A 22,550-nucleotide genomic window follows, 5' to 3' on the forward strand; every position below is an offset into this window, starting at 1 on the left:
CCGAGTATCGCTCAATGAGACGGGTTCGGGTTGTGGTCGCCGACGGTGGGCGCTGGCCGGTGGCGGCGCCGGGGTCTGTGACAATGAGCGGGTGAATGCGACTGCCTCGGATCTGGCGAATGAGCTGCGCAACCAGGGGATCAGCCGGGTCGACGACTCGCCGCTGGCCCGGGCGCTCTACTCCAGCGACGCGAGCCTCTACCGGGTCGTGCCCTCCGTCGTCGTGCGGCCGCAGTCCCGCGACGAGCTGCTTGCGGTGCACTCCGTGTCGCGCTCGGCCGGGGCGCCGGTGACGATGCGGGGTGCGGGCACCTCGATTGCGGGCAACGCCGTCGGGGCCGGGATCGTCGTGGACACGCGGGACCTGCGGACCATCTACGAGATCGACCCGGAGGCGCGTACGGCGCGGATCGACCCGGGTGTCGTCCATGCCGATCTGCAGCGGGCGGCCGCTCCTCACGGGCTGCGCTTCGGGCCGGACCCGTCCACCCACACCCGCTGCACCATCGGCGGGATGATCGGCAACAACGCCTGCGGCAACCGCGCGCTGGGCTACGGGCGCACCGTCGACAACATCGAGTCGCTCACCGTCCTCTTCGGCAACGGCGAGCAGGCGGTCTACGCCGACGGCGTCTCCTCGGGGGAGACGGCCGAGCGGCTCCAGGCGCTCGTGGGTGCCAACCTCGGGCATGTGCGGACCGAGTTCGGCCGCTTCGGACGCCAGGTCTCGGGCTACTCGCTCGAGCACCTGCTGCCCGAGAAGGGCGGTCGGGTCGACCGGTTCCTCGCCGGGTCCGAGGGCACCCTCGCCACCGTCCTGGAGACGACGGTGCGACTCGTCGACGACTCGGCCCAGCGGCTGCTGCTCGTCCTCGGCTACCCGACGATGGCGGAGGCGGCCGACGCGGTGCCGTCGTTGCTGTCGGTGGCGCCGGGGCGGCTGATCGCGTGCGAGGGGATGGATGCCCGGATCGCCGACCTGGTTCGGGCCAAGGGCCGTCCGGTGCCCGATCTGCCCAAGGGCGCCGGCTGGCTGATGGTCGAGGTCGCTGGTGAGGACGCTCCTGACCTGGTGAAACGTATCGCTGCCGAGTCCGGTGCGCTCGATTCGCGGGTGGTCGTCGACCCGATCGAGGCCGCCGCGCTGTGGCGGATCCGCGAGGACGGCGCCGGCCTGGCCGGGGTCTCGCTGCCGACGCCGGCCCACTCCGGCTGGGAGGACGCCGCGGTCCCGCCGGAGCACCTCGGCGCCTGGCTGCGGGACTTCGAGGGGATCCTCGCCGACTTCGGTCTGCACGGCTACCCCTACGGCCACTTCGGCGACGGCTGCATCCACTGCCGGATCGACTTCCCCTTCGCGCCGGACTCGCCGGAGTCGGCGCAGGTGTTCCGCGAGTTCATGACCGCGTGCGCCACCCGGCTGGTCACCTACGGCGGGTCGCTCTCGGGTGAGCACGGCGACGGTCGGGTGCGGTCGGAGCTGCTGCCGATCATGTACGACAAGACATCGATCGAGCTCTTCGAGCAGGTCAAGGGGATCTGTGACCCGTCCGACCTGCTCAACCCCGGCAACATCGTGCGGCCGGCGTCGATCACCGACGACCTGCGTCCGGTGCGGCCTCGTGCTCTTCCCCGCACCGGGCTGCGGCTCATCCACGACTCCGGTGACCTGGGTGCGGCGGTCCACCGCTGCACGGGCGTCGGCAAGTGCGTGGCGCCGAAGACGATCGGAGTGATGTGCCCCTCCTACCTCGCCACCCGCGAGGAGAAGGACGCGACCCGCGGGCGCGCGCGAGTGCTGCAGGAGGCGCTGGACGGATCCCTCGTCGACGGGCTCGGCGACCCCGCGGTCAGCGAGGCGCTCGACCTGTGCCTGGCCTGCAAGGGGTGTGCGTCCGACTGTCCCACGGGCATCGACATGGCGACGTACAAGTCGGAGGCGCTCTACCAGAAGCACGACGTCCTCGGGGAGCGGCGGCCGCGCTCGCACGCCCTTCTCGGACAGCTGCCGAAGTGGGCCCGGCTCGCGGCGCCGTTCACCAAGATGGCCAACGCCTCGCTGAAGGTCGGCCCGTTGGCGAGCATCGCCAAGAAGACCGCAGGCATCGACCAGCGGCGCTCGATCCCGGCGTTCGCACCGAAGACGCTGAAGCGGTCGGCGCCGGTCGCCCGGCTCGGCGGCGAGACCCCCGACGTCTGGATCTGGGCCGACTCCTTCACCGACCACTTCTTCGCGCAGTCCGGCCACGGCGCGATCCGCTGGCTCGAGTCGCAGGGCCTGACCGTCCGCGTGATCGGCGAGAAGGCGTGTTGCGGGCTCACCTGGATCACCACCGGCCAGCTCGACGACGCGCGCAAGATCATGGAGAAGACCGTCCGTACGCTGGCGCCCTACGTCTCCTCCGGCATCCCCGTCGTCGGGCTGGAGCCGTCCTGCACGGCGACCCTGCGGTCGGACTCGGTGGAACTCTCGGCGCTGCCCGAGGCCGAGGTCGTACGCGACGGGATGCTCACCTTCGCCGAGCTGGTGACCCGCCTGGTCAGCGAGGGACGCGTGACGCTGCCCGACCTGGGCGGCGTCGAGGTCGTCGCGCAACCGCACTGCCACCAGCACGCCGTGCTCGGCTGGACCGCCGACGAGGCGCTGCTGAAGCGAGCCGGTGCGACGGTCACCAAGGTCTCCGGCTGCTGCGGCCTGGCCGGCAACTTCGGGGTCGAGGAGGGGCACTACGAGGTGTCGGTCGCGGTCGCTGAGACGCATCTGCTTCCGGCTGTCCGGTCCCACCCCGACTCTGTGATCCTGGCCGACGGGATGTCGTGCCGGGTCCAGCTCGACGACCTCGCCTCGGTGCCGACCATGCATCTCGCCGAGCTGTTCGCGTCGCGGGTCTGAGGTGTAACACGCTGTTCGTTGGACTACTCGCCCTATCGGAGCGACCGGATGGTCCTACGAACGACGTGTTACACGTGCGGCGGCGGTCGGGGATGGGGGTCGTCGACCGGGCCGCGCCTAGACTGAAGCGGTGAACCCGCGTTACCGCCGAATGATCATTCCCGGCGCGCTGGTCGCCCTTCTGCTGGTGGTCGTCATTGCCGGGGTGCTGAATTGAGCAGGGAGTCCGAGCCGCTGCTGCGGGCGCTGAACCGGATGCGATCGGTGATCCTCGATCCCGACCAGCTGGTGAAGGCGGTCGCGTCCGGCAAGCAGCGTGGCACCACCCCGAGGTGGCGCCGCGCAGAGCTTCGCTATGTCGACCTCAAGGCCGGGCGACACCTGCAGATCACGACGTACGACACGACTCAGGCGTTCACCGCGAACCATCCCGTTGGAGATAGTTCGGCACTGGACGATCTCCTCGACGAACCGTTCGCCAACTGGAACGTCACGACTGCGACCGAGCAGACCCAGATCCAGGCGAAGACGCCGACGACGGCCCTCGTGTCGACCACCGAGCTGACCGCGCCGGTCGAGGCCGAGCGCGGCCACGACCAGGCCAAGGAGCGGCTGCTGCCGGAGTCCGACCCGGTCTTCCGGGTGCTCGGGCTCTCCGACAAGGACGGCAAGCTGAAGCCGTCACGGCAGGCGAAGTACCGCCAGGTCGAGGAGTTCCTGCGCCAGCTCGACGCGGCCCTGGCCGACGCGATGAAGTCCGGGAAGGTCCGCCGGCCGACCGCCGACGAGCCGCTGCGGATCATCGACCTGGGTGCCGGCAACGGCTACCTGACCTTCGCCGCCCAGCGCTACCTCACCGAGGTCCGCGAGCTGCCCGTCGTCGTCACCGGCGTCGATGTCAAGGAGCAGTCGCGGGAGCACAACTCGAAGATCGCGGCCGAGCTCGGAGTGCACGCCGAGTTCGTGGCCGGGACGATCGAGGGTGTGCAGCTCGCCGAGAAGCCCGACGTGGTGCTCGCCCTGCACGCCTGCGACACCGCCACCGACGACGCCCTCGCCCGAGCGGTCGAGTGGGAGGCGCCGCTGGTCCTCGCTGCGCCGTGCTGCCACCACGACATCGCCGCCCAGCTCCGCAAGGCCCCGACCCCGGCGCCCTACTCGATGCTCACCCGCCACGGCATCCTCCGCGAGCGCTTCGCCGACACGCTGACCGACGCCCTGCGCGCGAGCCTGCTGCGCCTGGCCGGCTACCGCGTCGAGGTGGTGCAGTTCGTGGAGAGCCAGCACACCCCGCGCAACACCATGCTCCGCGCGATCCGCACCGGCTCGCCGGTCAAGGGTGGGTCGGTGAAGAAGGAGTACGACGAGCTCGTGGCCGAGTGGGGCGTACGTCCGAAGCTCGGCGAGCTGCTCTCCGAGCGATGAAGGCGGTCGTCGCCGCCGCGGGCGCGCTCGGACTGATGCTGATCACGTCCGTCCCCGCGCACGCCGCCGGCGACGACGTGCTCTTCGCGTTCTCCGACCCGACGATCAGCGAGGCCAGCGCGCTGACCCCGCTCGGCAAGGGTCTGTACGCCACCACCAACGACTCCGGCGACAGCGGCCGCGTCTTCACCGTCGACTCCCGCGGCGACACCGTCGGCGTGACGCACTGGGCCGCCGACCCGGTCGACGTCGAGGGCCTCGCCCCTGCCGGCGGCAACCACGTCTGGGTCGGCGACATCGGCGACAACAACAGCGTCTGGGACTCGATCCGGATCGCGAAGGTCCGGGTCGGGCGAGGTGAGCGCACGGTCTCGCCGACGGTCTACGAGCTCGTCTACCCCGACGGTCCGCACAACGCCGAGTCCCTGCTGGCCCACCCCGACGGCCGGGTCTTCGTCGCCACGAAGGACTGGGGCGGCGGGCGCCTCTACGCCGTGCCGAGGCGTCTCGACCCCGACCGCCCCAACCGGCTGAAGGAGGTTGCCCCGGTCATCCCGATGGCCACCGACGGTGCCTTCTTCCCCGACGGCAAGCACGTCGTCGTACGCGGCTACTACTCCGCCACGGTCTACGACTGGCCTTCGATGGACCGAGTGGGCTCCTTCCGGACCCCGGACCAGGAGCAGGGCGAAGCCATCGGCGTCACCCCGGCCGGCGAGGTCGTCGTGACCAGCGAGGGCATCCGGGCCGAGGTGATCAGGGTCGACCCGGCGCTGGTGAGCGACGTGCTCGGGGACGAGCCGTCACCGACCGCCGACCCCACCCCCGAAGCCGCCGAGCCGGCCGGTGAGGAGCGTGGACCCGAGGACAGCGACGACAGCGACCCGGGGAGCGGCTCCGGTGGCGCAGTCGGCCCGGCCGCGCTGGTGGCGCTCGCGGTCGCTGCGTACTTCGTCTTCCGCAAGCGCCCCTGACGCCGACCCGGCGTGTTTGTCCCGCTCAAGAACGCCGAGTCGGCGCTTTTGTCTCAACCGCATCGGGACATTTGCGCCGACTCGGGCACCGTCCTTGGGGCAGTTGCGCCGAGTCGGCGGGGTCAGAGACGGTCGATGACCCAGTCGATGCAGGCGGTGAGGGCCTCGATGTCGGCGGCGTCGACGGAGGGGTACATCGCGATCCGGAGCTGGTTGGCACCGACGCCGCGGTAGGCGTCGAGGTCGACGACACCGTTCTCGGCGAGGATGCGGCGCAGCTCGGCCTTGTCGATGCCGGCGTCGAGCTCGACGGTGCCGACGACCAGGGAGCGGTGGGCGGGGTCGTCGACGAAGGGCCGGACGTACGGAGCCTTCTCGGCCCACGCGTAGAGCGCGTCGGAGGAGGCCGTGGTGCGGGCGACCATCGCGTCGAGCCCGCCGGAGGAGTTCATCCAGTCGAGCTGCTCGGCCATCAGGAAGAGCGTGGCGATCGCCGGGGTGTTGACCGTCTGCGCGCTGCGGGACTGCTTGATCGCCTCGGTCAGCGAGAAGAACGACGGGATGTGCCGGCCGCTCGCCGCGATCTCCTCGGCCCGCGCGATCGCGGCGGGGGAGAGCAGCGCGAGCCACAGGCCGCCGTCGGAGGCGAACGACTTCTGCGGCGCGAAGTAGTAGACGTCGCTCTGGGTCACGTCGAGCGGCAGCCCGCCGGCGGCCGAGGTGGCGTCGACGATGGTGAGCTGGTCGGACCCGGCTCCGGCAGGACGCACGACCGGAGCCATCACCCCCGTCGAGGTCTCGTTGTGTGTCCATGCGTAGACATCGACGTCGGCCTCCTGGGAAGGCACCGCGAGAGCCCCGGGTTCGGCCGAGATCACCGACGGGTCGGCCAGCCATGGCGCCGCCGTGGCCGCGGAGAGGAACTTCTTGCCGAACGCCCCGAAGACCGCGTGCTGGCTGCGCTCGCGCACCAGCGCGTACGTCGCCAGGTCGAAGAACGCCACCGAGCCACCGTTGCCCAGGACGACCTCGTAGCCCTCCGGCAGCGAGAACAGCTCGGCGAGGCCGGACTGGACGCGGCGTACGAGATCCTTCACCGGCTGCTGGCGGTGGGAGGTGCCCATCACCGAGACCCCGGTCGCGGCGAGCGCCTCCAGGCGCCCGGCGGGCACCTTGGACGGCCCGGACCCGAAACGTCCGTCGGCGGGCAGGAGGTCGGCGGGGATCTGCAGCGTCATAAACCCATTCTCGCAAGATGCCGGCGTCGGCCAGAATACCGACGTGTCTGTTGAGATTCGCCGGGTCGCCTACGACCACCCGGACGCGCAGAAGCTGGTCGACCGGGTCCAGGAGTTCTACGTCGAGCGCTACGGCGAACCCGACCTCGACCCGACCGTGCCGGAGATGTTCGAGCCGCCCGCAGGCGCCTACTTCCTGGGCTACCTCGACGACGTCCCGGTCGCCTCCGGCGCCTGGCGACGCTCCGGCGAGCCCGCCCTCGGGACCGCAGTCACCGCCGAGATCAAGCGGATGTACGTCGTCCCCGAGGCCCAGGGCCAGGGACTCGCCAAACAGATGCTCGCCCACGTCGAGACCTCGGCCCGCGAGGCCGGCTTCGAAGCCCTGGTCCTCACGACCGGCGGCCTCCAGCACGAGGCCATCGGGCTCTATACGGCCAACGGCTACGTCGACGTCGAGCCGTTCGGCTACTACAAGGACGAAGACCTCGTGGTCTGCATGGCCAAGAGGCTCTGACCTGGGCGAACGAAAATTCGTTCGCTGAGGTCCCGGGGAGCGGCGATGATCTCCACCATGACCGAGGTCCTGCACTACGCCGCCTTCACCACCACGCCGACGGGCGGCAACGGAGCCGGCGTCGTCCTCGATGCCTCGGCTCTCGACGATGCCCAGTTGGTCGTGATCGCCGCCGAGCTCGGCTACTCGGAGTCAGCGTTCGTCACCCCGGGCCCGAAGCCGGACGACGACCGGTCGTTCACGCTCCGCTTCTTCAGTCCCAAGGCAGAGGTGGGCTTCTGCGGGCATGCCACCGTGGCCACCGCGGTGGCGCTGGGTGAGCGCCTCGGTGTGGGCGACTTCGACTTCCACACCGCCGCCGGCGAGGTCCCCGTCACCGTACGCAACGACGACGGCGTCCTGAAGGCCACTCTCACCAGCGTCGAACCGCGCGTGCACGAGGCTGCACCGGCCGATGTTGCGGAGGCGTTGGCCGCCCTCGGTTGGCGAGACGAGGAGCTCGACGCCGAGCTTCCTCCCAGGATCGCCTTCGCGGGCGTACGTCACCTGGTGCTGGCGGCGGCCACGCGTGAGCGCTTGGCGGAGCTGGACTACGACTTCGACCGGCTGCTGCGGCTGATGGAGCGGCTCGACCTGACGACGGTCCAGCTGGTGTGGCGGGAGACGCCGACGGTGTTCCACGTGCGCGACCCGTTCCCGGTCGGGGGCGTGGTGGAGGATGCGGCGACCGGGGCGGCTGCCGCGGCCTTCGGTGCGTATGCGCGGGAGCTCGGCCTGGTCGCGGAGGACGCGGAGCTCACGCTCCATCAGGGGCACGACATGGGCCAGCCGTCGTTGCTGGAGGTCGAGCTGCACGCCGGTGACCCGCGTGTGCGAGTCACCGGCGCGGCGATCAGCCTCTGACGGCCTGGCGGCTGCTTCGCGGCTACTTCGCCCAGTCGGGGTTCCAGCCCTCGACCGCGTCGGCGGGCCGAGCGGCGGGGCCGGTGTAGATGGCGGAGGGCCGGATCAGGCGGCCGGTCTTCTTCTGCTCCAGGATGTGGGCGGACCAGCCGCCGGTGCGGGCGCAGGTGAACATCGAGGTGAACATGTTGGCCGGGATCTCGGCGAAGTCGAGGACGATGGCGGCCCAGAACTCGACGTTGGTCTCCAGGACCCGGTCGGGGCGGCGAGCGCGAAGCTCCTCCAGAGCCGCCTTCTCCAGCGCTTCGGCGACCTCGTAGCGGGGCGCGTTCAGCTCGCGGGCGGTGCGGCGCAGCACGCGCGCACGCGGGTCCTCGGCGCGGTAGACGCGGTGGCCGAAGCCCATCAGCCGCTCGCCGGAGTCGAGGAGCCGCTTCACGTAGGAGGCCGCGTCGCCGGACTTCTCGACGTCCTCGATCATGCCCAGCACGCGTGAGGGCGCGCCGCCGTGCAGCGGGCCGCTCATCGCGCCGATCGCGCCGGAGAAGGCGGCGGCGACGTCGGCACCGGTGGAGGTGATCACCCGGGCGGTGAAGGTGGAGGCGTTCATGCCGTGCTCGGCGGCCGAGGACCAGTAGGCGTCGATGGCGTGGGCGTGTGCCGGGTCGGCCTCGCCGCGCCAGCGGATCAGGAACTTCTCGGCGAGGGTGTTGCCCTTGTCGACCTCGCGCTGCGGCACCACCGGCAGGTGGATCGAGCGCGCCGACTGGCCGGCGTACGAGAGGACCATGACGGCCACGCGGGCGAGGTCGGCGCGGGCCTGCTCGTCGGTGATGTCGTAGGTCTGTCCGAAACCGAAGGCGGGCGCGAGCATCGGGATGGCGGCCTGGACGTCGACACGCACGTCGCCGGTGTGCACCGGAAGGTTGTAGGCCTCGGCGGGCGGCAGGCCCGGTCCGTATGAGCCGTCGATCAGCAGACCCCAGACGTTCTCGAAGGGCACCCGCCCGACGATGTCCTCGATGTCGACCCCGCGGTAACGGAGGGCCGAACCCTCTTTGTCGGGCTCCGCGATCTGGGTCTCGAAGGCCACGACGCCCTCGAGACCGTGCTGTACCTGGCTCACTACCTTCTCCGTTCTCTGCTGTCATGGGCATTGTGCCGCATCGTGGCTTCGGCTCGGGCGTGGGGCGCGGGCGTGGTAGTGGGCGCGGCGCTAGGGTCAGCGACCATGGACCTGGGGAAGCTCGTCGGTGGCCTCGACGCGAAGGACATCGACAAGGTGATCAAGCTGATCACGGAGAACAAGGACGTGCTGGCGTCGGTCGAGCGGCTGCCTCAGCTGTTCGACTCCTTCGGCGCAGGGCTCGAGGCCGCAGGCGGCCGCGCCCGTGAGGCAGGCGCCGTGCTGGTCGGCGACGGCGCCGGCGGCGTCAAGGACGCGCTGGGCGACGTCGCCACCTCGCTGGGCGGCATCTCGGCCGCGATCGCCAAGGGCGTCGACCGGCTCGCCGACGTCGCCGAGGGGCTCAGCAAGGTGCCGATGGCCGACGGCCCGGCCAAGTCGATCGCGAGCGCCGCGAAGGAGATCGGCGGAGCCGGCTCGGCGCTCGACGATCTCTCCGGCTCCCTCGAGACGATCGCGGAGCTGCTGGCGAAGGTCGGTTCGGCGCTGGAGCAGCTGGGCGACAAGCTCGACGAGTCCGGCACCCAGGTCAAGGCCTTCATGGACTGACACAGCATGGGCTGACTCAGCATGGGCTGACTCCGGTGGCCGCCCGATCAGGCCGTAGGTTGAGACCATGGATCTCTCAGCTGAGCTGGCGGCCGCGCGCGAGTCCTACACGCGCAGCGGGCTGACCGAGAGCGACCTCGCGGCAGACCCGTTCGCGATGTTCGAGAGGTGGTACGCCGAGGCTCGTGACGCGGGCATCGTCGAACCCAACGCGATGGTGGTCTCGACCGTATCGGCCGACGGCGCGCCCTCCTCGCGAACGGTGCTGCTGAAGGGCTTCTCGACCGAGGGCTTCACCTTCTTCACCAACACCGCGTCCCGCAAGGGCTCCGAGCTCGCGCACAACCCGCGCTGCGCGGTGCTCTTCCCGTGGCACCCGCTCGAGCGCCAGGTACGCATCGACGGCGTCGCCCACGAGCTCTCCGCGGCCGACGTCGAGGCCTACTTCTCCCAGCGTCCGCGCGGCTCCCAGCTCGGCGCTCACGCCTCCCACCAGAGCCGGGTCGTCTCCGGGCGGGAGGAGCTGGAGGCGGCGTACGCGAAGGTCGAGGCGGAGTTCGCGGGCCGGCCGGTCCCGGTGCCGGAGGAGTGGGGCGGCTACCGGGTCGAGCCGGAGAGCGTGGAGTTCTGGCAGGGTCGGCCGGGGCGGATGCACGACCGGCTCGTCTACCGCCGCGACGGTGGCGCCTGGCGCACCGAGAGGCTGGCCCCGTGACCGGGATGGAGCGGGTCACCCAGGCGCTGGGCGGGCGGATCGCCTACGGCGCCGACTACAACCCGGAGCAGTGGCCGGAGGAGACCTGGGACGAGGACGTACGCCTCATGCAGGAGGCCGGGGTCAACCTGGTCAGCGTGGGGATCTTCTCCTGGGCCCTGCTGGAGCCCGAGCCGGGGACGTACGACTTCGGCTGGCTCGACCGGGTGCTCGACAAGCTGCACGCGGGCGGGATCGCCGTGGACCTGGCGACCGCGACCGCGAGCCCGCCGCCGTGGTTCCTCCAACGTCACCCGGAGGCCACGCTCGTCGACCAGCTCGGCAACCCGCGCGCGTTCGGCGCGCGCCAGGCGTACTGTCCCTCTTCGACCGGCTACCGCGATGCCGCCACGGCCCTGATCACCGAGCTGGTCAAGCGCTACGACGAGCATCCGGCGGTGGTGATGTGGCATATCAACAACGAGTACGGCTGCCACAACGACCACTGCTTCTGCGACGCCAGCGCGGTGGCTTTCCGGCGCTGGCTGGAGGACCGCTACGGCGCGATCGAGAAGCTCAACGAGGCGTGGGCGACGGCGTTCTGGAGCCAGCACTACACCAGCTGGGAGCAGATCGGACCGCCCCGCCAGGTCTCCTACGGCAACTTCGCCAACCCGGGCCAGCAGCTCGACTGGTGGCGGTTCTGCTCCGACGAGATCCGCGAGATCTACCGGGTCGAGGCGACGGCGGTGCGGGCCCACTCCGACAAGCCCCTGACCACCAACTTCATGGGCTTCCGCAAGTCGCTCGACTACCGCAGCTGGGTCGATGTCGGCGACCTCGTCTCCAACGACCACTACCTCATCGCCGAGGACGAGGACCGCACGCAGCAGCTCGCGATGACCGCCGACCTGACCCGCTCCTGGGCCCACGGCGAGCCGTGGCTGCTGATGGAGCACTCGACCTCCGCGGTCAACTGGCAGCCGCGCAACATCGCCAAGACCGCCGGCGAGATGCGCCGCAACTCCTTCCAGCACGTCGCGCGCGGAGCCGACGGGGCGATGTTCTTCCAGTGGCGCGCCTCGCGCGGCGGCGCCGAGAAGTTCCATTCCGCGATGGTCCCGCACGCCGGCACCGAGAGCCGGCTGTGGCGGGATGCCGTACGCCTCGGCGCCGACCTCGCCGCGATCTCCGAGGTCGCCGGCACCCGGGTGGCGCAGGCGAGCGTCGCGATCTGCTTCGACTGGGAGTCGTGGTGGGCGGCGACGTTCGACTCGCACCCGTCGGTCGACGTCGACCCGATGGCGGCCGCGCGGGCCTGGCACCGGGCCTGCTGGGCACGCAACCTCGGCGTCGACATCATCGGGGTCACCGACCCGCTCGACGGATACGACGTGGTGGTGCTGCCCGTGCAGTACCTGCTCTCCGACGCGACCATCGCCCGCCTCACCGCGTTCGTCGAGGCCGGCGGCACCCTGGTCGCGACCTACTTCTCCGGCATCGTCGACGAGCACGACCACATTCGGCTCGGCAGCTACCCGGGCGGTCTCACCGACCTGCTCGGCGTGCGGATCGAGGAGTTCTGCCCGCTCCCCGAGGGCGACGAGATCCCGCTGACCGCCTACGGGACCGGGACGATCTGGAGCGAGCGCGGCCGTGCCGTCGGGGCCGACGTCGTGGCTGCGTACGCCACCGGTGACTGCGCCGGCGACCCGGCCGTCACCCGGCGCCGGGTCGGCAAGGGCACGGCCTGGTACGTCGGCACCGAGCTCACCCCCGACTCCTTCGACACCCTGACCAACCAGGTCTTCACCACGACCAAGCCCGTCGTCGGCGGTCTCCCCGAAGGCGTCGAGGCGATCCGTCGCGTCGGTGAGCAGGGGACGTACGTCTTCGTCATCAACCACACCCACGAGGCGGTCATCGTCCCCGTCCGCGGCACCGACCTGCTCTCCGGCAACGAGGGCGGGCCGCACCTGGTCCGTGCCGGCCAGGTCGCCGTCATCCGCGAGGAGGATTGAGCCTCTTTCTGCGAACCCGCTGTTCATCCAACGGTGGGATCATCGGAGCATGAACGAGCATGAGCACTGGTGGCACCGGCTCGCAGACGATGTGAAGCACTGGCTCCGTGCGCATCCGGGTGCGCCGTTGAGCGACATGAAGGTCCTGGACGCGGTGATCGGCGCGGGCGGCGTCCCGGTCCGACGCGACGACACCGCTCTCGACGGACTTCCGGACGCTCCGCTGCTGAGCGACCGCGACTGGGAGTACATCAAGGAGCAGCACGACGCCGGTCGCGACTGACCCGCAAAAGCGGAGCCGGCCCACACGCAGGGTGTGGGCCGGCCGGATCGCGGTCGCCCGCGAGCAGTGGATCAGCGCGAGACTGCCGCCTCGGCGTTGACGATGCCGCTGCCGTAGAAGCCGTTCGGGGCCTCGCCACCCTCACAGGTGTGGGTCGAGGTCGCCGTCGTGCCGTTGGGCAGGTGGCGGACGTAGGTGAAGTCCGCCGGGACCGGGCAGGCCTTGTCGGTGGCCGACTCGAGCAGGATCTTCTCGACCTTGTTGGGCGAGAGCTTCTTGCCGGAGCGGTCTCTGCTGCCGTACTCGCCGACGATCAGCGCGGCGACACCGGCGGCGTGCGGGGAGGCCATCGAGGTGCCCTGCAGGTACTGGTAGTAGGAGCACTCGCCGCTGGAGCAGTCCTTGACGGCCCACGGGACCAGGACCTCGCCTGTCGCCGGGTCGATCGCGCCCTCGGCCACGGCCAGGTCGTAGGGGTAGGCGGCCAGGATGTTCGAGGCGTAGTTGCGCGTCCCGTCCGCGCTGTCGTACGCGTCGCCACCCGGCGCCGCGACGTCGACGAAGCCGTCGCCGTAGCTGGAGTAGTAGGACTTGCGCTCCGACGGCCCGGTGGCGCTGACCGCGATGACCCCGTCGCCCTCGGTGGGCATCGAGACGCAGGACTCCGGGTCGAGCAGGTCACGGACGTACGCGGCCTCGCCGGGCTCGCTGGCGTAGTCGGGGCTGCTGGCGTCGGTCTGCGGCTTGGTGTAGTCGATCGCCTGGTTGCCGGCGGCGGCGACCAGGGTCACGCCGCGCGAGCGGGCGTAGTCGAGGGCACGCTGCATCGCGGTGATGATCGTGACCTGCTCGGCCTGGTCCTCGGGCGAGTCGGCCGGGTGGCTGGTGCAGTTGAACAGCCACGGGTCGACGTAGTAGCTCATGTTGACCACGTCGATGCCGTTGCGGCCGGCGTAGGTCAGCGCGTCCACCGAGGGCTGCAGGAAGAAGTAGCCGGAGTCCTGGCCGACGCGGAGGTTGACGATGTCGGCCTCCGGGGCGACGCCGGTGATGCCGACGCCGTTGACGGGCGAGGCGATCGTCGAGGCGACGTGGGTGCCGTGGCCGTTCTCGTCGACGTCGGCCGCGTCCTCACAGGAGGCGTCGGGCTCGTCCTCGCACGGACCGTCGACCGGGGCGCCGTTGGCGTCGACCGGGATGTCGGTGGTGAAGTTGCGGCTCAGGCGGGCGTCGAAGTTGGGCGCGATGTCGGGGTGGGACCCGTCGACGCCGGTGTCCATGATGCCGACGCGGACACCCTTGCCGCGCTCGGTCTTGTTGGCCGCCTTGGCGTGGATCTGCTCCATGTCCCACTGCAGGCCGGAGAGCGGCTCCGCGGAGCCCTTCGGCTTCGGGGCCTTGGGCGCGGTGCCCTTGCCGCTGCGGAACTCGGTCTCGACCTTCGACACCTCCTGCTTGCGGGCCTTGCTCGCCGCATCAGGGGCGGTGGCGCCCACGATCCTGTCCTGGGCCGCGCCGACGAGGGCGCCCGAGGCGTTGGCCGCCTCGGCGAAGTCCTCGCCCGCGGTGACCGTCGCGACACCGATGGCACTGTTCTCCGAGACGATCTCGCCCCCGGCCGCCTTCACGGCGGCGCGGGCGGTGGCGGCCGAGGTTCCCTCGGCATATGCCACGACATAGCGGACCTCCTGGTCGGAGGTGGCGCTGCCCGAGTTCGCCATGACGAGGGTGCCGGTGACCCCCAGCGCGACCGCGGTCGCACCTGTCAACAACCTACGCATGCTGTCTCCATTCCGGATTCGGTGGTCGAGATTGTCGGGACCACCCCTGTCACGGCCCTTGTCGGCCCGACAGTGGGGTCAGCATGCCTCAGACAGCGTCGGCTCGAACAGGGTTTGGAGCCACGATCCACCAACAAATGAGTTGTGAGTGAGTGCTCACTCACTTACCCTCGTAGACGTGGACGAACGACGTACGCGGGCGAAGCCGATTCCCGCAGCCGACCGGCGCGCAGCGATCATCGCGGTGACCGAGACGCTGCTGATCGAGCACGGCACGGCGACGACCACGCGGCTCATCGCGGAGGCGGCGGGCGTCGCCGAGGGCACGATCTTCCGGCACTTCCGTGACAAGCGGGAGCTCTACCGAGCGGTGGCGGAGAACGTCTTCGACCCCGTCCGGACGGCCGAGTCCATGGCGGAGGTCGTCGAGGACAAGGCCGACATCGAGGACAAGCTCCGTGCCGTGATCGACCTGCTGGCCGCGGGCTCGCAGCGCGGCGTCCTGGTCATGATGGCGGTGCGCTCCGCCGTGATGGAGGAGGAGTGCGACCCCGAGGGCGTACGTCATCCGCATGGTCCGCCGAGGTTCGTCATCGAGGCCAACAAGGCCCTCATCGACAACCTGACGAGGCTCGTCTTCGAGCCACACGTCGACGACCTGCGGCTGCCGCCGCGCAAGGCCGCGCTGGTGCTGCGCAGCCTCACGATCGGGGCCTGGCTCCCTGGTCTGAACCGAACGAACCAGCCGTTGAGCAGCGAGGACGTCATCGACGTGCTGCTCGGTGGCATCTTGACCAGAGAGACCCCCTGAATGCTTCTGCGACTGCTCCGGGACTACCTGCTCCCGTACAAGAGATTCCTGGTCGTCATCGCGATCCTGCAGCTCTTCTCGACCTCGGCCTTAATGCTGCTGCCCAGTCTCAACGCCGACATCATCGACAAGGGTGTGGCCGAGGGCGACACGGACTACATCGTCAGGATCGGCGCGATCATGCTCGGTGTCGCGCTCGTGCAGATCCTCGCCTCGATCGTCAGCGTCTACTTCGCCGCGCGCAGCGCGATGAGCTTCGGCCGCGACCTGCGGGCGGCGATCTTCGCGAAGGTCGGCTCCTTCAGCGCCCGCGAGGTCGGCCGCTTCGGTGCCCCGTCGCTGATCACCCGCACCACCAACGACGTCCAGCAGGTCCAGATGCTCGCCGTGCTGACCTGCACGCTCGCGGTGATGGTGCCGATGATGATGATCGGCGGTGTCGTGATGGCCATCCAGGAGGACGCCGGCCTCTCCTGGCTGCTCGCTGTCGTCATCCCGGCGCTGCTGGTCTCCATGGCCGTGGTCGTCCGCGGCATGGTCCCCAACTTCCGCAAGGTCCAGGAGCGCATCGACGCGGTCAACCGCATCCTGCGCGAGCAGATCACCGGCATCCGGGTCATCCGCGCGTTCGTACGCGAGCGGCAGGAGACCGAGCGGTTCGCGAAGGCCAACGACGAGCTCACCGACGTCGCCCTGCGGGCCGGGCGGTGGATGTCGACGATGTTCCCGCTGATGATGCTGGTCATCAACGTCGCCAGCGTCGCGGTGATCTGGTTCGGCGGCATCCGGGTCGACGACGGGGTGATGCAGGTCGGTCCGCTGACCGCCTTCCTGCAGTACCTGATGCAGATCCTGATGTCGATCATGATGGGCACGTTCATGCTCATGCAGGTGCCGCGCGCGGCCGTCTGCGCCGACCGGATCGCCGAGGTGCTCGACACCGAGACGTCGGTGACGCCCCCGGTGGCCGGCGTCACCGAGATCTCCCGGCGCGGCCACGTCGACCTGACCGGAGCCGGCTTCACCTACCCCGGCGCCGACCACCCGGTCCTCCACGACCTGACCTTCGAGGCCCGCCCCGGGCAGACCGTCGCGATCATCGGCTCCACCGGTGCCGGCAAGACGACCCTGCTGGGGCTCGTCCCACGGCTCTTCGACGCGACCGCCGGTGTCGTGCGCGTCGGTGGGATCGACGTACGCGACCTCGACCCGGCCACCCTGCGCAGCTCCCTCGGGCTGGTGCCGCAGAAGGCCTTCCTCTTCACCGGCACCGTCCGCTCCAACCTGCTCCACGGCAAGCCGGACGCCACCGACGAGGAGCTCTGGCACGCGCTCGAGGTCGCCCAGGCGCGCGACTTCGTCGAGCGGATGGCTCCCGAGGGCGGCACCGGCCTCGACGCCGAGATCGACCAGGGTGGCACCAACGTCTCCGGCGGTCAGCGGCAGCGCCTGGCGATCGCCCGAGCGCTCGTGAGGAGGCCGGACATCTATCTCTTCGACGACTCCTTCTCCGCGCTCGACGTCGCCACCGACGCCCGGCTCCGCGCCGCGCTCGCCCCCGAGACCCACGATGCCACGGTGATCGTGGTCGCCCAGCGCGTCTCCACCATCCGTGAAGCCGACAAGATCCTCGTGCTCGAGGACGGCGCGATCGTGGGCGAGGGCACCCATGAGGAGCTGCTCACCGGCAACGCCACCTACCAGGAGATCGTCTCCTCCCAGCTCAGCGCAGAGGAGGCCGCGGCATGAGCGAGCGCCAGCGAGCGACCATAGGCCTCAGGCGGCCGCGTCCGTATTCTTTGCTCTTTTCGACGGAGGCGGCGGCATGACCGAGACCATGAAGAAGACCGAGCGGATCGTACGTCCCCAGGGCGGCCCCGGTCCGATGGGCGCGGGCGGCGCGGTGGGGGACAAGGCGATGAACTTCGTCCCCTCGGCCAAGCGGCTGCTGCGACGGATGGCGCCCTACAAGATCCACGCCTTCGCGACTGTCGTCCTCGCTGCGATCAGCGTGACGCTGATGTCGCTGGGTCCGTGGCTGCTCGGCAAGGCGACCAACATCATCTTCGGCGGCGTCTTCTCCCGGGAGCTGCCGGCCGGGGTGACCCAGGAGGAGGCGGTCGAGGGCCTGCGGGCGCAGGGTGACGACAAGCTCGCCGACATGCTCTCCGGGATGGACTACGTCACCCCGGGCCAGGGCGTCGACTTCGACGCGCTGCGGAACGCCCTGATGGTGGTGCTCGCCGTCTATCTCGTCGCCTCGCTGCTCGCCTTCGTGCAGGGCTGGATCCTCAACTCGGTCGTCCAGGGCACCGTGAGGGGCCTGCGCGAGGACGTCGAGAAGAAGGTGCACAGCGTCCCGCTGTCCTACTTCGACAAGCAGCCGCGAGGCGAGCTGCTCAGCCGCGTCACCAACGACATCGACAACATCAGCCAGACACTGCAGCAGACGTTCAGCCAGGTGCTGACCGCGTTGTTCACGCTGGTCACGGTGCTGTTCATGATGTTCTGGATCAGCCCGGTCCTGGCCCTGATCGCGCTGCTCGCGGTGCCGGTCTCGCTGGTGGTGACGGGTGCGGTGATGAAGCGGTCGCAGGGGCAGTTCGTGGCGCAGTGGCGCAGCACCGGCAAGCTCAACGGCCACATCGAGGAGACCTTCTCGGGCCACGACCTGGTCAAGGTCTTCGGTCGCCAGGAGGAGGTCGAGAAGACCTTCGCCGAGGAGAACGACAAGCTCTTCGACGCGGCCTTCAAGGCCCAGTTCATCAGCGGGATCCTGATGCCGCTGATGATGTTCGTCGGCAACCTGATGTTCGTGGTGGTGTGCGTCGTCGGGTCCCTCCGGGTCGCCAGCGGCACCCTGAGCCTGGGCGAGCTGCAGGCCTTCATCCAGTACTCGCGCCAGTTCACCCAGCCCATCACCACCCTCGCCTCGATGATGAACCTGCTCCAGTCGGGTGTCGCGTCGGCCGAGCGTGTCTTCGAGCTGCTCGACGCCGAGGAGCAGTCGTCCGAGGTCGGCACACCCGGGACGGGAGCCGAGGGCGCCGGCGAGGTCCGCTTCGAGCACGTCTCCTTCGCCTACGACAAGGACAAGCCGCTCATCGAAGACCTGTCGCTGGTGGCCCGTCCCGGGCAGACCGTCGCGATCGTCGGTCCGACCGGCGCCGGCAAGACCACGCTGGTCAACCTGATCATGCGGTTCTACGAGCTCGACGCCGGCCGGATCACCCTGGACGGCGTCGACATCTCCTCGATGCCCCGCTCCGACCTGCGCGGTCGCACCGGCATGGTGCTCCAGGACACCTGGCTCTTCGAGGGCACGATCCGCGACAACATCCGCTACGGCCGGCCGTCCGCGACCGACGAGGAGCTTCTCGAGGCGGCCCGGGCGACGTACGTCGACAGGTTCGTGCACTCGCTCCCCGACGGCTACGACACGCTGATCACCGACCAGGGCGGCAACCTGTCGGCGGGCGAGCGGCAGCTGGTCACGATCGCCCGGGCCTTCCTCGCCGAGCCCTCGCTGCTGATCCTCGACGAGGCGACCTCCTCGGTCGACACCCGCACCGAGCTGCTGCTGCAGCACGCCATGGCGGCACTGCGCTCGGACCGTACGTCCTTCGTGATCGCCCACCGGCTCTCCACGATCCGCGACGCCGACCTGATCCTGGTCATGCGCGACGGCGCCATCGTCGAGCAGGGCAACCACGCCGAGCTGCTCGAGGCCGGCGGGGCGTACGCCGAGCTCTACCAGTCGCAGTTCAGCCACCCGATCGTGGAGGTCTGAGGTAGCGGTGTGCGAGCTTGCGAGCACGCCGCTAACCCGAAGAGGTCGGGCGACGGGCGGGTCGAGACCAACACAGTCCTAGGGAGTGCCGAGGGGACTGTGTTGGTTTCGACACGCTCGCTGGCGCTCGCGGCTCAACCAGCGGCAATTAAAACCCTTTGAACCCGGATCGCCTCGACGCCTACCGTTGAGGCACACGGGAAAGGAGGTGATCCGATCAGATGAAGAACGATTGGATGCGTGAGGTGGCTGCTCGCTAGCAGCCCTCCAACGATGGATGGGGAGCTGGCAATCCAACGGCAGCCACCCGACCCGCAGGCGTACCGGACTCATCCACCGGGTCGGCCACCAGGCCCGCCTGCGGGTCGCCCCGTTTTCGGGCGCGTGACTGGGCGAACCCAGGACAAGTTGCGTTTAGCAACTAAACGGAGGTACATTGGTTGCCGATATTCAACCAGTTCCTCGTGAGGTCCACACTTGTCAGAGTCCCAGCAGCCTTCGCAGGCCATCGCGGCGCCGGAGATGACCCACCGCCAGATCATGGAGGTCCTCTCGGGCCTGCTGATGGCGCTCTTCGTCGCCATGCTGTCCAGCACGTCGGTCGCCAACGCCCTGCCGCGGATCGTCACCGACCTCGACGGCACCCAGGGTGGCTACACCTGGATCGTCGTCTCGAGCATGCTGGCGATGACCGCGACCACGCCGATCTGGGGAAAGCTCGCCGACCTCTACAACAAGAAGGTCCTGGTCCAGGTCGCGCTCGGCCTGTTCATCATCGGCTCGGCGATCTGTGGTCTGGCGCCGTCGATGCCGGTCATCATCACCGGCCGCGTCATCGCCGGCCTCGGCATGGGCGGCATCGTCGCGCTGATCCAGGTGATCATCGCGATGATCGTCTCCCCGCGTGAACGCGGCCGCTACTCCGGCTACATCGGCGCCGTCTTCGCGCTGGCCACGGTCATCGGCCCGCTCGTGGGCGGCGTGATCGTCGACTCCCCGGTGGGTTGGCCCGGCGTCTTCTACGTCGGCGTCCCGTTCGCCGTGGTCGCCTTCATCCTGCTGCAGAAGACCCTGCATCTCCCGCACGTACGCCGCGAGGTCAGCATCGACTACCTCGGTGCGTTCCTGCTGGTCGCCGGTGTCTCGATGCTGCTCATCTGGGTCACTCTGGGCGGCGAGTCCTTCCAGTGGACCTCGCTGATGTCGTACGTCCTGGTGGCAGGCAGCCTCGTCGTGCTCGCCGTCGCGATCCTGGTCGAGGGCAGGTTCGCCAAGGAGCCGATCATCCCGCTGCGGCTCTTCCGCGACCGCACCATGGTGCTCTCCACGCTCGCCTCGTTCTTCGTCGGTGCCGGCATGTTCGGCGCGACGGTCTACCTGCAGCAGTACTTCCAGACCGCCCGTGGGATGACGCCGACCCACGCCGGCCTGATGTCGATCTGCATGGTGCTCGGGCTCTCCGTCGCCGGCATGGTCACCGGACGCCTGATCAGCTCGACCGGGCGCTGGAAGCGCTACCTGCTCTTCGGCGGTGTCATGCTGCCGATCGGGCTCTACCTGCTCAGCACGATCGACGAGCACACCAACCTCGCCCTGGTCGGTGCCTTCATGGCCGTCGTCGGCCTCGGCGTCGGTGCCACCAACCAGAACCTCGTGCTCGCGGTGCAGAACAACCTCGACAACAAGGACATGGGCGCCGGCTCCTCGGTCGTCGCCTTCTTCCGGTCGATGGGCGGCTCGATGGGCATCGCCGCGCTCGGCGCCGTGCTCTCCCACCGGGTCGAGGACGTCATCACCGACGGCATCCCCGACCTGGTGGCCAACGGACAGGTCACGCGCGACGAGCTGCAGAGCCTGCAGAGCGGTGGGCTCGCCGACCCGGCGAGCATGCCTGCACCGATGCAGGCCCTCTACGAGCACGCCTTCGCCGTGGCGACCGCCGACCTCTTCCTGGTGGCCATCCCGTGCGCCCTGCTCGCGCTGGTCGCTATCGTGGGCATCAAGGAGGTCCCGCTCAAGACGACCGTCGACGATCTCCCCGAGGAGAAGGCCCCCGCTGAGGCCGAGATCGAGGCCGAGGGAGCCCTGCGGACATGACAGCTGACGAGCCCGTCGCGGACGACTCGATCGACGACACCAGGGTGGAGTCGCTGATCCGGCTGGAGGCCGAGGTCGGCGTGCTCATGCGGCGAGCGAAGCGGGCCATGCGCGACCGCGGCCGGATGGTCCACCCCGACCTGCCGCCGGGCGGCTACATGCTGCTGACCTGGGTCGCCGAGCACGGTCCGCTGCGTGCCTCCGCCCTGGTCGACGCACTCGGCATCGACAAGGGTGCCGTCAGTCGGATGGTGCAGACGATCGTCGACCTCGGCCTGCTCGAGCGTCACCCTGATCCCGAGGACGGCCGGGCCAGCTTGGTCTCGGTGACCGCCGAGGCGCGCGAACGGCTCGACCGTGTCGCGCGGGAGCGCCGCGTACGTTTCAACGACCGGCTGGCCGACTGGAGTCCCGGCGACATCGACCGGCTCAGCGCTATGCTTTCCAGATACAACGAAGCCCTCGAACGCCAGGGCTCCTAGGGGATCGCGCCGTGATGATCTCTCCTGCAGGTCGACGTCGTCCGAGACACACCCTGCTGGGTTCGGTTTTTTTGACTGATTCAAGGATGTAGGATTAGCCCGTGAGCGATCTCATCGATACCACCGAGATGTACCTTCGCACCATCTATGAGCTGGTCGAAGAGGGAATCGTTCCGCTGCGCGCCCGCATCGCCGAGCGCCTGCACCAGTCGGGTCCCACGGTCTCGCAGACCGTGGCCCGGATGGAGCGCGACGGTCTGCTGACGGTCGAGGGCGACCGCCACCTGCAGCTCACCGACGAGGGCCTGCGGCTGGCCACCCGGGTGATGCGCAAGCACCGGCTGGCCGAGCGCCTGCTCACCGACGTCATCGGTCTCGACTGGGAGCTCGTCCACGAGGAGGCGTGCCGCTGGGAGCACGTCATGTCGGAGACCGTGGAGAAGCGCCTGCTCGACCTTCTCGGCGACCCGACCGAGTCGCCCTACGGCAACCCGATCCCCGGCCTCGACGAGCTCGGCGGCAAGCCCGCGGACGAGGACTTCATGGCCGGCGTGCAGTCGCTGACCGCTGCCGCGGGCTCCGAGCGCGCCACCGTCCTGGTGCGCCGCATCTCCGAGGAGATGCAGAAGGACGAGTCGCTGATGAGCGCCCTGCGCCGGGTCGGCGCGACCCCGGACCAGACCGTCGCCATCAAGGCGACCCCCGACGGGGTGCTGCTCGGCTCGGGTGGCGAGACCGCAGAGATCATCCCCGAGGCCGCGGACCACATCTTCGTGAAGGCTCTCTAAAAACTGGCACACTCCTCTGGACCGATTAGGTCCTGAATGCTTAGGTTTGACGTGCGGGGCCTGCTGGAGAGAGATCTTCAGCGGTTGTCATGTCGAGACTTGCGGGGGTCTCCGGAGG

18 protein-coding genes are annotated in these 22,550 nt (G+C 69.6%); 15 read left to right on the forward strand and 3 right to left on the reverse strand.

Annotated elements, in window-relative coordinates; all coding sequences use genetic code 11:
• The first annotated feature begins 91 nt into the window (after nt 1-91).
• From G5C66_RS08580 to G5C66_RS08590, 3 genes are all read left to right on the forward strand, one after another.
• Nucleotides 92-2,893, forward strand: a complete 2,802-nt coding sequence (locus tag G5C66_RS08580) for an FAD-linked oxidase C-terminal domain-containing protein (protein ID WP_165110546.1) — start codon at nt 92-94, stop codon at nt 2,891-2,893.
• 213 nt (nt 2,894-3,106) lie between these two features.
• Complete coding sequence (locus tag G5C66_RS08585) at nt 3,107-4,318, forward strand: class I SAM-dependent methyltransferase (RefSeq protein ID WP_241248355.1); 1,212 nt, start codon at nt 3,107-3,109, stop codon at nt 4,316-4,318.
• Nucleotides 4,315-5,292, forward strand: a complete 978-nt coding sequence (locus G5C66_RS08590; protein ID WP_165110547.1) for a hypothetical protein — start codon at nt 4,315-4,317, stop codon at nt 5,290-5,292. The genes G5C66_RS08585 and G5C66_RS08590 overlap by 4 nt, the downstream gene beginning before the upstream one ends.
• A 122-nt stretch (nt 5,293-5,414) precedes the next feature.
• On the opposite strand, the gene serC is transcribed toward G5C66_RS08590, so the two are convergent.
• Nucleotides 5,415-6,530, reverse strand: a complete 1,116-nt coding sequence (gene serC / locus G5C66_RS08595) for a phosphoserine transaminase (RefSeq protein WP_165110548.1) — start codon at nt 6,528-6,530, stop codon at nt 5,415-5,417.
• Between the two features lie 43 nt (nt 6,531-6,573).
• Here serC and G5C66_RS08600 point away from each other — a divergent pair, with 43 nt between their 5' ends.
• Nucleotides 6,574-7,047: a GNAT family N-acetyltransferase gene (locus tag G5C66_RS08600; RefSeq protein ID WP_165110549.1), complete on the forward strand. Its 474-nt coding sequence runs from the start codon at nt 6,574-6,576 to the stop codon at nt 7,045-7,047.
• A 45-nt stretch (nt 7,048-7,092) separates the two neighbouring features.
• Nucleotides 7,093-7,950, forward strand: coding sequence for a PhzF family phenazine biosynthesis protein (locus G5C66_RS08605; RefSeq protein ID WP_241248356.1), 858 nt, complete (start codon nt 7,093-7,095; stop codon nt 7,948-7,950).
• Nucleotides 7,951-7,972: 22 nt separating this feature from the next.
• Here the strand turns inward: G5C66_RS08605 and G5C66_RS08610 are convergent, their stop codons facing one another.
• A complete protein-coding gene (locus G5C66_RS08610; RefSeq protein WP_165110550.1) occupies nt 7,973-9,076 on the reverse strand; it encodes a citrate synthase in 1,104 nt (367 codons plus the stop codon).
• A 105-nt stretch (nt 9,077-9,181) separates the two neighbouring features.
• Here G5C66_RS08610 and G5C66_RS08615 point away from each other — a divergent pair, with 105 nt between their 5' ends.
• The 4 genes from G5C66_RS08615 to G5C66_RS08630 all read left to right on the forward strand — a co-directional run bounded on the left by G5C66_RS08615 (nt 9,182) and on the right by G5C66_RS08630 (nt 12,683).
• Nucleotides 9,182-9,685: a hypothetical protein gene (locus G5C66_RS08615; RefSeq protein WP_165110551.1), complete on the forward strand. Its 504-nt coding sequence runs from the start codon at nt 9,182-9,184 to the stop codon at nt 9,683-9,685.
• A 67-nt stretch (nt 9,686-9,752) separates the two neighbouring features.
• Nucleotides 9,753-10,400, forward strand: coding sequence for a pyridoxamine 5'-phosphate oxidase (gene pdxH / locus G5C66_RS08620; protein WP_165110552.1), 648 nt, complete (start codon nt 9,753-9,755; stop codon nt 10,398-10,400).
• Nucleotides 10,401-10,405: 5 nt separating this feature from the next.
• A complete protein-coding gene (locus G5C66_RS08625; protein ID WP_165110726.1) occupies nt 10,406-12,400 on the forward strand; it encodes a beta-galactosidase in 1,995 nt (664 codons plus the stop codon).
• Between the two features lie 49 nt (nt 12,401-12,449).
• On the forward strand, nt 12,450-12,683 hold the full coding sequence (locus G5C66_RS08630; RefSeq protein ID WP_165110553.1) for a hypothetical protein: 234 nt from the start codon (nt 12,450-12,452) through the stop codon (nt 12,681-12,683).
• 71 nt (nt 12,684-12,754) lie between these two features.
• Here G5C66_RS08630 and G5C66_RS08635 read toward each other — a convergent pair whose 3' ends face one another.
• Complete coding sequence (locus G5C66_RS08635; protein WP_165110554.1) at nt 12,755-14,464, reverse strand: S8 family peptidase; 1,710 nt, start codon at nt 14,462-14,464, stop codon at nt 12,755-12,757.
• 178 nt (nt 14,465-14,642) lie between these two features.
• Between G5C66_RS08635 and G5C66_RS08640 the strand changes: the two genes are divergently transcribed.
• The 6 genes from G5C66_RS08640 (at nt 14,643) to G5C66_RS08665 (ending at nt 22,432) form a co-directional block, all read left to right on the forward strand.
• Nucleotides 14,643-15,275, forward strand: coding sequence for a TetR family transcriptional regulator (locus G5C66_RS08640; protein WP_165110555.1), 633 nt, complete (start codon nt 14,643-14,645; stop codon nt 15,273-15,275).
• A complete protein-coding gene (locus tag G5C66_RS08645; protein WP_165110556.1) occupies nt 15,276-17,024 on the forward strand; it encodes an ABC transporter ATP-binding protein in 1,749 nt (582 codons plus the stop codon).
• A gap of 76 nt (nt 17,025-17,100) precedes the next feature.
• Nucleotides 17,101-19,065, forward strand: coding sequence for an ABC transporter transmembrane domain-containing protein (locus G5C66_RS08650; RefSeq protein ID WP_165110557.1), 1,965 nt, complete (start codon nt 17,101-17,103; stop codon nt 19,063-19,065).
• A gap of 477 nt (nt 19,066-19,542) precedes the next feature.
• Nucleotides 19,543-21,162 (forward strand): MDR family MFS transporter, encoded by a 1,620-nt coding sequence (locus tag G5C66_RS08655; protein WP_165110558.1) that lies wholly within the window; start codon nt 19,543-19,545, stop codon nt 21,160-21,162.
• Nucleotides 21,159-21,644 (forward strand): MarR family winged helix-turn-helix transcriptional regulator, encoded by a 486-nt coding sequence (locus tag G5C66_RS08660; RefSeq protein ID WP_165110559.1) that lies wholly within the window; start codon nt 21,159-21,161, stop codon nt 21,642-21,644. The genes G5C66_RS08655 and G5C66_RS08660 overlap by 4 nt, the downstream gene beginning before the upstream one ends.
• 101 nt (nt 21,645-21,745) lie before the next feature.
• Nucleotides 21,746-22,432, forward strand: coding sequence for an iron-dependent transcriptional repressor DtxR (locus G5C66_RS08665; RefSeq protein ID WP_165110560.1), 687 nt, complete (start codon nt 21,746-21,748; stop codon nt 22,430-22,432).
• The last annotated feature ends 118 nt before the right edge of the window (nt 22,433-22,550 follow it).

The organism is Nocardioides turkmenicus (assembly GCF_011045035.1).
GTDB lineage: Bacteria > Actinomycetota > Actinomycetes > Propionibacteriales > Nocardioidaceae > Nocardioides > Nocardioides turkmenicus.